This is a genomic window from Actinoplanes sp. CA-131856 (genome assembly GCF_050956135.1).
GTDB lineage: Bacteria > Actinomycetota > Actinomycetes > Mycobacteriales > Micromonosporaceae > Actinoplanes.
The window spans coordinates 9,488,813-9,500,675 of the sequence record NZ_CP191849.1; the positions used below are offsets into that span (position 1 = coordinate 9,488,813).

The 11,863-nt window shown below is 70.0% G+C and carries 9 protein-coding genes; 1 reads left to right on the forward strand and 8 read right to left on the reverse strand.

Translation table 11 applies throughout. From position 1 onward, the window contains the following. Nucleotides 1-2 precede the first annotated feature (2 nt). Entirely contained in the window at nt 3-1,100 is a 1,098-nt protein-coding gene (locus tag ACQP2X_RS43535; protein WP_498691931.1) for a branched-chain amino acid aminotransferase, read from the reverse strand. Nucleotides 1,101-1,232: 132 nt separating this feature from the next. Then, nucleotides 1,233-2,264: a 3-isopropylmalate dehydrogenase gene (locus tag ACQP2X_RS43540; protein ID WP_498691933.1), complete on the reverse strand. Its 1,032-nt coding sequence runs from the start codon at nt 2,262-2,264 to the stop codon at nt 1,233-1,235. Nucleotides 2,265-2,582: 318 nt separating this feature from the next. Between ACQP2X_RS43540 and ACQP2X_RS43545 the strand changes: the two genes are divergently transcribed. Next, a complete protein-coding gene (locus ACQP2X_RS43545; RefSeq protein WP_379036850.1) occupies nt 2,583-2,954 on the forward strand; it encodes a hypothetical protein in 372 nt (123 codons plus the stop codon). Here ACQP2X_RS43545 and serA read toward each other — a convergent pair. The 6 genes from serA to ACQP2X_RS43575 all read right to left on the reverse strand — a co-directional run bounded on the left by serA (nt 2,941) and on the right by ACQP2X_RS43575 (nt 11,813). Further along, nucleotides 2,941-4,545, reverse strand: a complete 1,605-nt coding sequence (serA, locus tag ACQP2X_RS43550; RefSeq protein ID WP_498691934.1) for a phosphoglycerate dehydrogenase — start codon at nt 4,543-4,545, stop codon at nt 2,941-2,943. The genes ACQP2X_RS43545 and serA overlap by 14 nt on opposite strands. A gap of 45 nt (nt 4,546-4,590) precedes the next feature. Beyond that, nucleotides 4,591-5,802: a mannosyl-3-phosphoglycerate synthase gene (gene mpgS / locus ACQP2X_RS43555; protein WP_498691936.1), complete on the reverse strand. Its 1,212-nt coding sequence runs from the start codon at nt 5,800-5,802 to the stop codon at nt 4,591-4,593. A 122-nt stretch (nt 5,803-5,924) separates the two neighbouring features. Next, nucleotides 5,925-6,938, reverse strand: a complete 1,014-nt coding sequence (ilvC, locus tag ACQP2X_RS43560) for a ketol-acid reductoisomerase (RefSeq protein ID WP_360242283.1) — start codon at nt 6,936-6,938, stop codon at nt 5,925-5,927. A 17-nt stretch (nt 6,939-6,955) separates the two neighbouring features. Continuing rightward, nucleotides 6,956-7,471, reverse strand: a complete 516-nt coding sequence (gene ilvN, locus ACQP2X_RS43565; protein WP_097318253.1) for an acetolactate synthase small subunit — start codon at nt 7,469-7,471, stop codon at nt 6,956-6,958. Further along, nucleotides 7,471-9,297, reverse strand: a complete 1,827-nt coding sequence (locus ACQP2X_RS43570; RefSeq protein ID WP_498691937.1) for an acetolactate synthase large subunit — start codon at nt 9,295-9,297, stop codon at nt 7,471-7,473. Before ACQP2X_RS43570 ends, ilvN begins: the two co-directional genes overlap by 1 nt. A gap of 203 nt (nt 9,298-9,500) precedes the next feature. Beyond that, the gene (locus ACQP2X_RS43575) at nt 9,501-11,813 is read right to left on the reverse strand and encodes a putative bifunctional diguanylate cyclase/phosphodiesterase (protein WP_498691938.1); all 2,313 of its coding nucleotides are present in this window, start codon (nt 11,811-11,813) and stop codon (nt 9,501-9,503) included. Nucleotides 11,814-11,863 lie beyond the last annotated feature (50 nt).

The window sequence follows — 11,863 nt, forward strand, 5'->3', positions numbered from 1 at the left end:
GGTCAGAGGACGCGGTGGACCCAGCCGAAGGGGTCCTCGGCGCGGCCGCGCTGGATGTCGACGAGCTGCTTACGGATCGAGGTGGTGACCTCGCCCGTGCCGCCGTCGGCGATGGTGAACTCGCCGTCGGCGCTCTTCACCACGCCGATCGGGGTGATCACCGCGGCGGTGCCGCAGGCGAAGGCCTCGCGGATCTGGCCGGAGGCGGCCCCGGCGCGCCACTCCTCCAGGCTGACCGGGCGCTCCTCCACCTTGTGACCGGCCCTCTCGGCCAGCTTGATGACCGAGTCGCGGGTGATGCCGGGCAGGATCGTGCCGGTCAGCGGCGGCGTGACCAGGGTGCCGTCGTCCAGGACGAAGAAGACGTTCATGCCGCCCAGCTCGTCGATGTATTTGCGCTCGATCGCGTCGAGGTAGACCACCTGGTCGCAGCCGTGCTCGATCGCCTCGGCCTGCGCCGACAGGCCGGCCGCGTAGTTGCCGCCGCACTTGGCCGCGCCCGTGCCGCCGGGGGCGGCGCGGGTGTAGTCGGGGGTCACCCAGAGCGAGACCGGCTTGACCCCGCCCGCGAAGTACGGGCCGGCGGGCGACGCGATGACCAGGTAGAGGTATTCCATCGCGGGGCGCACACCGAGGAAGACCTCGCTCGCGTAGGCGAAGGGGCGCAGATAGAGGCTGCCCTCGTCGCTCTGCGGGATCCACGACCGGTCGATCTTGATGATCTCGTGGAGCGACTCGAGGAACGTCTCGACCGGCAGCGGCGGCATCGCCATGCGCTTGGCCGACTCGGCGAACCGGGCCGCGTTGGCGTCCGGGCGGAACATCGCCACACCGCCGTCGGGCAGCGTGTACGCCTTCAGACCCTCGAAGATCTCCTGGGCGTAGTGCAGCACGGCCGACGCCGGATCCATCGGGATCGGGGCCCGGGCCTCGACGCGCGGCTCGTACCAGCCTTTGCCGTCCGCGTAGCGCACCGTGACCATGTGGTCGGTGAAGATGCGGCCGAAGCCGGGGTTGGCGAGGAGCGCGGAACGCTCGGCGTCGCCCACGGGTGCCGGGTTCGGACGGATCTCGAAATCGAGGTTGTCACCACCACTCATGACAGGTGGACCTGCTTTCTCTACAAAGATTTAGGCATGCGGAAGCACCCGTAGTGCTTCAAGAATCTACCCCGAACGGTCGTTAAAAGAGAGACCGCGGGTGAGAGGTCGCCTGCCTGCCCTGAGGAAAGCTCAGAGCGCGGCGGCGACGCGGTCGCCGACTTCGGCGGTACGCAGCGGCGCGCCCGCGGTGCGGGACGCGACCTCGGCCGCGACCGCCTCGGATACTCGCCGGGCCTCGTCGTGGTGGCCCAGATGCTCCAGCAGCAGGGAGGCCGAGAGGATGGCGGCCGCCGGGTCGGCGATGCCCTGACCGGCGATGTCCGGCGCCGAGCCGTGCACGGGCTCGAAGGTCGACGGGTACTGACGCTCCGGGTTGACGGAGCCGCTGGCCGCCATGCCGATGCCGCCGGTAACGGCAGCGGCGATGTCGGTGAGGATGTCACCGAAGAGGTTGTCGGTCACGACCACATCGAACCGCTGCGGGTTGCTGACCATGAACATGCTGGCCGCGTCGATGTGCTGATATTCCGTGGTGACCTCGGGGAACTCGGCCGCGACGGCCTTGAAGGTGCGCGCCCACAGGCTGCCCGCCTTGGTCAGCACGTTCGTCTTGTGGACGAGCGTGAGGTGGCGGCGGTCGCGGCGCTGGGCGCGCGCGAAGGCGTCACGGACGACCCGCTCGACGCCGTGCCGCGTGTTGAGGCTCTCCTCGGTGGCGATCTCGGCCGGGGTGTCCTGGTGGAGCACGCCGCCGGCGCCGACGTAGAGACCCTCGGTGCCCTCGCGGACCACTACCATGTCGATCTCGCCGGGCTTCACGCCCGCGAGCGGGCTGGTGGTGCCGGGCCAGAGCTTCGACGGGCGCAGGTTCACATACTGGTCGAAGTCGAAGCGGAGCTTGAGCAGCAGGCCGCGCTCGAGGACGCCCGGCGGGACGCTGGGGTCGCCGATGGCGCCGAGCAGGATGGCGTCGTGGCCGGCCAGCTCGTCCTCGACGGACTGCGGAAGGACCTCGCCCGTACGGTTGTAGAAGCGGGCGCCGAGGTCGTAGTCCTCGAACTGGGTGCCGGGGAGCACGGTCTCGATGACCTTGCGAGCCTGCGCGGTCACCTCGGTACCGATGCCGTCGCCGGCCACGACCGCGATACGCGCCACGCTCACTTCGCACTCCTCAAGTTCGGGTCCTCGAAGGTTAACGCGCCAGTCCCGATCTTCGGTACAGCAGTCCCACCTAATGAGCGTTCAAACACCAACAGCCCCCTGGCCGCGGCAAACGACCAAGGGGCTGTTGCGACGAGTACGCGTGGCTCGGTCCCGCCGAAATACACCTAACCGCACGCACGGCAGCGGGCACGTCACCCGAAGACGGGCCCACCGTCGTATCGCACGGCAGGGACAACGCTAGCGATGCGGACTAATGACGCGCAAGACGCATCCCCCGCGTGTCGGGAACGTAGTTCGCAAGCGGCGGATGGCAGCATGCGCCGGGTGAGTTTCGACCTCGTGGTGTGGGCGATGGACCAGACGGACCTGCCGGACGCCGTGCGGGCCGCCAACGCGCGCTGTGCGCGCGGCGAGCACCCGCAACGCCCGGCCGACCCGCGTGTCGTCGCCTTCTATGACGCCCTGACCAGTGACTATCCCGACCGGGGCCCGCGCGCGTCGGCGCCCGGCTCCCCCTGGGCGCACGCGCCGCTGCATGCTGCCGCCGACCACATCCAGATGAGGCTGGACGAGAACTGCCCGGACGTCGTGCTCGAGACGATCGAGCGGCTGGCCGCCGAGCTCAACCTCGACCTGCTCGACCTCCAGGACGGCACGGTGTATCCGCCTCCGCTCAGGACCCGTTGACGCGCAGGTCGACGACGTGGCCGCGGCTTGACCCGATGGCGGAGGCCACCGCGGAGAGCAGCTCGGCGTCGACCGACGAGTCCACGGTCAGCGTCATCAGGGCCTCGCCGCCGGCCGTGCGGCGGGCCACCTGCATGGCCGCGATGTTCACGTCGGCCTCGCCCAGGATCGTGCCGATCGCGCCGACCACGCCCGGCCGGTCGCTGTAGCGGAAGAACAGCAGCACCCCGTCGGCGGTCAGGTCGAGGTCGAAGTCGTCCACGCCGGTCAGCTTGGCGATCTCCCGGACCCCGGTCACGGTCAGCGTGCCGGCCACGCTGACCCGCCGGCCGTCCGGCAGGGCGCCGCGCACGGTCACCAGGTTCTGGTGCTCGCACGGCTCCTCGCTGACGACCAGCTCGACCTCGACGCCGCGGTCGGCGGCGAGCTGGGGAGCGTTCACGTACGTCACCCGCTCGTCCACGACCGCCGTGAACAGCCCCTTGGTGGCGGCGAGGCGGAGCACCGCCACGTCGTGGGAGACGATCTCACCCCGTACCTCCACGGAAACGCTCGCCGCGACCCCACCCGCCACCGCGGTGAAGACCTTGCCGAGTTTCTCGGCCAGGGACAGCAGCGGCCGTACGTCCTCGTCGACCACCCCGCCGGCCTGCACGTTCACCGCGTCCGGCACGAACTCGCCGTCCAGGGCCAGCTTGACGCTGCGGGCCACCGACAGCCCCGCCTTGTCCTGGGCCTCGGCGGTCGAGGCGCCCAGATGCGGGGTGACCACGACGTTCTCGAAGCCGAACAGTGGCGACGAGGTGAGCGGCTCGGTGACGAAGACGTCCAGGCCGGCGCCGGCCACCCGCCCGTCGCGCAGCGCCGCCGCGAGTGCCACTTCGTCGATCAGACCGCCGCGGGCCGCGTTCACGATCCGTACGCCCGGCTTGATCCTGGCCAGCTCTTTCTCGCCGATCAGGTTCATGGTCTCGGGGGTGCGCGGCAGATGGACCGAGATGAAGTCGCTCTCCCGCAGCAGCTCGTCCAGCCCCACGAGGCGAACACCGAGCTGCGCGGCCCGGGCGGGCTGGATGTACGGGTCGTACGCGATCAGGCGTGTCCCGAAAGCGGCCATGCGCTGGGCGAAGAGCACGCCGATGCGCCCGAGCCCGACCACGCCCACGGTCTTGCCCTGCACCTCGACGCCGGTGAACCGCGACCGCTCCCAGCGGCCGGCCTTGAGCGCCGTCGAGGCGGTGACGGTGTGCCGCGCGACCGTGAGCAGCAGCGCGATCGCCTGCTCGGCGGCCGAGACGATGTTGCTGGTGGGCGCGTTGACCACCAGCACGCCCCGGGCCGTCGCGGCGGCCACGTCGACGTTGTCGAGCCCGACGCCGGCCCGGGCGACCACGCGCAGCCGAGGGCCGGCCGCCAGCACCGCGGCGTCGACCGTGGTGGCGCTCCGGACGATCAGGGCGTCGGCCTCGCCGACCGCGGCCAGCAGGGCGTCACGGTCGGCGCCGTCGACCGCCCGCACGTCGTAGTCGTGGGCGAGAACACTGACGGCGGACGGCGCTAGTTCCTCGGCGATCAGGACGACGGGCGCCATGCGGCTCCCTCCATTGCGGACAGATGATGCCCGCGATGGTAATCGTCAAGCCACCCTCCGTGGTATCGACGCACGGTCGATCGGCGGCGACGACGGCCGCCCGGTGAGGGCCAGACCGTCCGGCTGGCGGAAACTGAGCGCCTCGGCGTCCAGCGCGTCGTAGAGAAGGTCCAGGTCAAGCGTGCCCACCGGCGGATAGACGCGCTCGCGGGGCGGTTCCTGGCCGACGCCGAGAGCGCCCTGCTCGACCATGAAGTCGAGGATCGCCTGACGGACCGACGGGAGCGTCACCGGCGAGTGGTAGAGCACGTTGAGAGCCTGCATCCGCATGCCCTGCACGTGCTCCTCGCCCTTGTTGTCGTGGAAGTGTGGATTGCGGGTCTCGATCTGCAACACCGGCACCGAGCTGGCCATCACGTCCGGGTCGGTGCTCTCCAGCACGCCGCCGAACTGCTCGAACAGATCCAGATATTCGTACGGCTCGACGGCGAAGCCACCGGCGATCCGCAGCTTCAGTCCCAGCTCGAGGGTCATCGCGTGCTCGCCGGCGTTGCCGGTGGCGATCACCTCGGTGCCGAACCCCGAATATTCGGCCAGGAAGCGGTTGAGCCACTCGTTGGTGATCTGGGAGCTGCGGCCCTTACGGCTGAAGAACAGCCGGCCGTCGCGCAGCTTGGGCTTCGAATGCCAGGAGATCCGGACCATGGCGTACGGGGAATCGGCCTGCGCCAGGCCGGCCGCGTAGGCCTTGCAGTATTCGTGCACCGACCCGGGCACGTAGTTGTCGGCGTCCACATAGCCGATGTGCTGACGGCCGGTCATCGCCGCGAGCGCCATGCCGAGCAGCATCGCCTCGCCCTTGCCGGCCCGCACGAGGCCGTCGTCGTCGATCAGCTCGGGCATGCCGGCCGCCTTCATGGCCGCGGCCACGCCGGGGTCGCGCTGGTGCACGGTGATCGCCGAGCGACCGGCGAGCCGGCAGAATTGCTCGACGGTCTGCGCCTCGATCTCGTATCGGTCGACCGGCTGACGGTCGCTGTTCGAGACCAGCACGATGAGGCAGTCGTGCGGAATTCCGGATAGGACACCCTCGATGACCGAGCGTGTCTCATTCATGCACGGAACGACGACGACCATTTGTGATTCGACCGCGCGCAACGCCTCCGAGCTGCCGGAATCCAGCTCGATGACCCTCTGGAGCTCATGGATCCGGACCGCCCCGAAACGCTCACTCCGAAAAGAATCAGCCAGTCTCATGTCGCGAGGTTACCCGCGTGAATCTTTATCCACATGACCGCACGTAAATGCCGTGTAACAGAGCTGTTTCGGTAAAGAAAAAGCCCGGCCCATTTGCGGGGGCCGGGCTTTTTAGCGCCGAATCAGGCGGTCTCGGTGATGGGCCGGTCGACCCAGCTCATCATGTCGCGCAGCTTGCGGCCGGTGACCTCGATGGGGTGGTTGGCGCCCTGCTCGCGGTACTTGGTGAGCAGCGGGCGGCCGTTGTCGTCGTCCTCGATCAGCTGGCGGGTGAACTCGCCGGACTGGATGTCGGCCAGGATCCGCTTCATCTCGGCCTTGGTCTCGGCGTTGATGACCCGCGGGCCGCTGACGTAGTCACCGAACTCGGCGGTATCCGACACGCTGTAGCGCATGCGGGAGATGCCGCCCTCGTACATCAGGTCGACGATCAGCTTGAGCTCGTGCAGGCACTCGAAGTACGCGATCTCCGGGGCGTAGCCGGCCTCGGTGAGCACCTCGAAGCCGGTCTGCACGAGGGCGGCGGTGCCGCCGCAGAGCACGGCCTGCTCGCCGAACAGGTCGGTCTCGGTCTCCTCCTTGAAGGTGGTCTTGATGACGCCGGCCCGGGCGCCACCGATCGCCTTCGCGTAGGAGAGGGCGAGCGCGAGGCCCTCGCCGGTCGGGTCCTGCTCGACGGCGACCAGGCACGGCACGCCCTTGCCGTCCACGTACTGGCGGCGGACCAGGTGACCCGGGCCCTTGGGGGCGACCATGGCCACCGTCACGTCGGCCGGCGGCTTGATGAGCTCGAACCGGATGTTGAGGCCGTGCCCGAAGAAGAGCGCCTTGCCCGCGGTCAGGTGGGGGGCGATGGACTCGGCGTAGATCTTGCGCTGCGCGGTGTCCGGCGCCAGCAGCATGATCACGTCGGCCCAGGCCGACGCCTCGGCCGGCGTCTTGACCTCGAGGCCCTGCTCCTCGGCCTTGGCCCGGCTCTTGGAGCCCTCCTTGAGGCCGACCACCACCTCGACGCCCGAGTCACGCAGCGACAGCGAGTGGGCGTGGCCCTGGCTGCCGTACCCGATCACGGCGACCTTCTTGCCCTGGATGATCGAGAGGTCGGCGTCGTCGTCGTAGAAAACTTCCGCGGTCATTTCTGCAATCCTTGAAATCAGGCGGCGCGGAGCGCCGGGCCGGTGGTGATGGAGCGAGAGCCGCGGCCGATGGCCACGAGGCCCGACTGGACCATCTCTTTGATGCCGTACGGCTCGAGGTCGCGCAGCAACGCGTCAAGCTTGTCGGGGTTGCCCGTGGCCTCGATGGTGAGGGTGTCCGGAGCGACGTCGATCACTCGGGCCCGGAACAACTCGACCGTCTCGAGCACCTGGCTGCGCTGCGCGCGATCGGCGCGCACCTTGACCAGCAGGAGCTCACGCTGGACCGACTGCTGCGGGTCCAGCTCCACGATCTTGAGGACGTTCACCAGCTTGTTGAGCTGCTTGGTCACCTGCTCCAGGGGTGAGGAGTCGGCGTTGACCACGATCGTGATGCGGCTGACGTCCGGGTTCTCCGTCTCGCCGACCGCCAGGGAGTCGATGTTGAAGCCGCGCCGGGAGAACAGGCCGCTCACTCGCGCGAGCACGCTCGGCTTGTTCTCGACCAGCACGGAAAGGGTGTGCCTATTCATCAGAGGTCGTCCTCGTCGAAGGAGGGACGAACGTCCCGCGCGAACAGAATCTCGTCGTTGCTGGTGCCGGCCGGGACCATCGGCCACACCATGGCGTCCTTGCCGACCGTGAAGTCGATGACCACGGGGGCGTCGTTGATCTCCATGGCCTGCTTGATGATCTTGTCGACGTCGTCCTTCGACTCGCACCGGAGCCCGATGCAGCCCAGCGCCTCGGCCAGCTTCACGAAGTCGGGGATGCGGTGCTTGTGCGTGCCCAGCTCGGTGTTCGAGTAGCGGCCGTCGTAGAACAGGGTCTGCCACTGCCGGACCATGCCCAGGTTGCCGTTGTTGATGACGGCGATCTTGACCGGGATGCCCTCGAGGGCACAGGTCGCGAGCTCCTGGTTGGTCATCTGGAAGCAGCCGTCGCCGTCGATCGCCCAGACCGGGGTGTCCGGCTTGCCGACCTTGGCGCCCATCGCCGCCGGGACGGCGTAGCCCATGGTGCCGGCGCCGCCCGAGTTGAGCCAGGTGGCCGGCTTCTCGTACTTGATGAATTGCGAGGCCCACATCTGGTGCTGGCCCACGCCCGCCACGTAGATCGCGTCCGGGCCGACCAGCTGCCCGATCCGCTCGATCACGTACTGCGGGGCGAGCGTGCCGTCGGTCGGCTCGTCGTAGCCCAGCGGGTAGCGCTCGCGCAGGTCGTTGAGGGTGGCCCACCACGACTCGTACCGCCCGGCGTCGGGCGCCGAAACGGAGACCGCGGCGATCAGCTCGTCGATCACGTGCCGGGCGTCGCCCACGATCGGGACGTCGGCGTGCCGGTTCTTGCCGATCTCGGCCGGGTCGATGTCGGCGTGCACGACCTTGGCGTCCGGGGCGAACGAGTCGAGCTTGCCGGTGACCCGGTCGTCGAAGCGGGCGCCCAGGGTGATCAGCAGGTCGGACTTCTGCAGCGCGTAAACCGCCGGGACCGTGCCGTGCATGCCCGGCATGCCCAGGTGCTGCGGGTGCGAGTCGGGGAAGGCGCCGAGCGCCATCAGCGTGGTGATGACCGGGATGCCGGTCATCTCGGCCAGCTTCTTCAGTCCGTCGGTGGCGCCGGCCTTGAGCACGCCGCCGCCCACGTAGAGCACCGGGCGCTTGGCCGCGGCGATCAGCCGGGCCGCCTCGCGGATCTGCTTGCCGTGCGGGTGCAGCGTGGGACGGTAGCCGGGCAGGTCGAGCGCCGGCGGCCAGGTGAAGGTGGTCTGCGCCTGGAGCACGTCCTTGGGGATGTCGACCAGGACCGGGCCGGGACGGCCGGTGGCGGCCAGGTGGAACGCCTCGGCCAGGATGCGCGGGATCTCCTCGGCCGTCTGCACCAGGAAGTTGTGCTTGGTGATGGGCAGGGTGATGCCCTGGATGTCCGCCTCCTGGAAGGCGTCCGTGCCGATCGCCGGGCGGGCGACCTGGCCGGTGATGGCGACGATCGGCACCGAGTCCATGTAGGCGTCGGCGATCGGGGTCACCAGGTTGGTCGCGCCCGGGCCGCTGGTCGCGATGCAGACACCGACCTTGCCGGTGGCCTGGGCGTACCCGGTCGCGGCGTGTCCGGCGCCCTGCTCGTGACGCACCAGGATGTGGCGGACCTTGGAGTCGTAGAGCGGGTCGTACGCCGGAAGGATCGCGCCGCCGGGAATGCCGAACGCGACCTCCACACCGAGCGCTTCCAGCGACCGCACGAGCGACCCGGCGCCCGAGGTGGGGACCGGGGAGGCTACGGCCGAGGCGGAGGCGGCCGCCGCGACAGTGGCCGGGTTGGCTCGGTGGGCGAGAGTCTCAGGTGTGGGTCTCGTCATGGCTACTCACAAACCTTTACGGGTCAGTCGGTCCGGTACTTGAGCAACAAAAAAGGCCCTCGTGCGGGAAGCACGGGACCTAGCGCACTCGGGTCGGCCGATCAGCCGACGGGAGTGCGCTCACATAAGTACTCGGGACGCGAAGCACATGGGAAACACCTTCCCCCATCTCACGCGGTGAGTCAACTGATCCCATATTTTGATCACTCGGAGGGCTCACCCGTTCGGGCGCCGAACGCCGGATCGGTCGGCAACACGGCCCTGAGCTGCCGCATCCCCGGTCCGAGGGCGACCACCTGGCTGCGCGCGGGCTGGTCTTTCGGCGGCGCCGGCTTGGGCGGCGCGGGCAGCGCGCGGGTGCCGGTGCGCAGGGTCTGGAGCTGAGCCTCGAGGTGTTCGGCGGGCACGCCCCAGCCGAACAGCGACCCCTGGCCGAGGCGGCAGCCCGCCTCCTCGACCACGGCCCGCTGCGATGGCGTGCCGATGCCCTCGGCCAGCACCTCGAGCCCGAGCCGGTGCCCGATGCGGACCACGACGTCGACCAGCGGCGCCGCCGTGCCGGTGCGCGACTCGGGCTCGGCCACCAGGGCATGGTCGATCTTGAGGATGTCGACCGGCAGCGTGCGGAGCTGGCCCAGCGACGAATATCCGGCGCCGAAGTCGTCGAGGGCGATCCGCACGCCGGTGGCCCGCAGCTCGGCCAGGCGGCTGATCAGCTCCTCCATGTCGGTGGCGACCGCGTGCTCGGTCACCTCGAGCACCAGCCGCTGGGCCGGCACGCCGTGCTCGGCCAGCACGTCGGCGACCTGGCCGGCGTAGTCGACAGCGTGCAGCTCCTTGGGCGAGAGGTTCACCGACACCCAGACGTCGTGGCCCTTCGACAGCCAGTCGGCGAGCTGGATGACGGCCTGCTCCAGCACCCAGGCCCCGATCCGGTTGATCAGCCCGGACTCCTCGGCGACCGGGATGAACTCGTCCGGGCGTACGGCCCCCAAGGTCGGATGGTGCCAGCGCAGCAGGGCCTCGGCCCCGACCGGGCGCATCGACGGCAGCGCCACCACCGGCTGGAAGACCAGGCGCAGCTGGTCGCGGTCGATGGCGTGGCGCAGCTCGCTCTCCAGCGTGCCCCGGCGGCGCAGCAACTCGTCGTAGCGGGCCTGGTAGCGCTCGACCCTGTTCTTGCCGCGCTGCTTCGCGTACCGCAGGGCCAGGTCGGCGTCGCGGATCAGCTCGCCCGTGTCGGCCACGCCGAGGCTGGCCGAGAGGAAGACCGAGCCACCATCGACCTCGTACGGCTCACACAGCACCGCCAGCAGCCGATGCGCCGTCAGCATGGCCTCGTCGGCCGTGCCCCGCATGAGCACGGCGAACTCGTCGCCGCCGAGCCGGGCCGCCACGTCGCCGTCGAGCAGGTTGCGGCGCAGCCGCTCGCCCACCTCGACCAGCACCGCGTCGCCCACGTCGTGCCCGCGCATGTCGTTCACCGTCTTGAAGCCGTCGAGGTCGATGCCGACCAGCACCTGCGGCTCCTCGTCGTCGAGCAGCGCCTTGCGCAGCCCGCGCCGGTTGGCCAGCCCGGTCAGCGGATCGGTGTGCGCCAGCTCGCGGAAGTGCGCCTCGCGCCGCCGCAGTTCGAGCGTGTACCGGCGTACGTCCCGCAGGGCCAGCCATTGGCGGGTGACCAGGGCGAGTCCTTCCACGGCGGCGCCCAAGTAGCCGTACAGGGTGAACTCTCCGCCCTGAGCCAGGTGGAAGCCGAGCGCGACGACCATGGCGCCCATCGGCACGAACGCGTACGCCGTGTTGCTGCGGTCGGCGACGTCGCCGACCACCTGGACCGGCCGGTCGGCCACCTCGACGGCCCGGGCGATCACGAAGAGCCCGGCCGGGAGCAGGAGCGCGCCGCCGAGCAGCACGCCGTCGTGGTCCTGGCAGATGCCCGAGGCGATCGCGACCGCGGCGAACGCGACAGCGGTCACCCCGGTGGCCACCCGCACGGTGATCAGGCGCGGCCGGTGCGCGTGCATGGCCAGCACGATGGTCAGGCCCAGCGAGATGACCGCGAACGCGGCCGGCACCAGCACCGACGGGCAGGCCATCGGGGTCGCGTCGCCCAGGACGCGGGTCGGCTCGCTGAGCAGCACCCAGGCCACGAACCAGATGGCGGCGGCGACCACCAGCCCGTCGAGCATGCGCCGGACGGCCACGCCGGGGCTCTCGGCGGCGCCGGGCAGGACGGCCGTGCCGACCAGCAGCAGGAGGATGCCGAGGGCGGTGCCGACGGCCACCGCGGTGCCGAGACCCAGCCGGGGCGGCGAGGCAGTGGTGATCAGCACACTGATCACGCCGGCCAGCGCGGCGGCGGTCGCGATGGCCCCGCCGGCGGCCAGGATCAGGTGGGCCCGGCGGGCCGCTCCCGTGTGCCGGCGGCCGGAATTGCCCAGCAATGCGACGGCCGGGACCGCGACCAGAAGGCCGAAGAGTCCCGCCAGCTCCACGCCGGACGGTGATTGCACGGAGACACTCTGCCTGATCTCGATCGATTTATCGAGGCCCAGAATCCCGA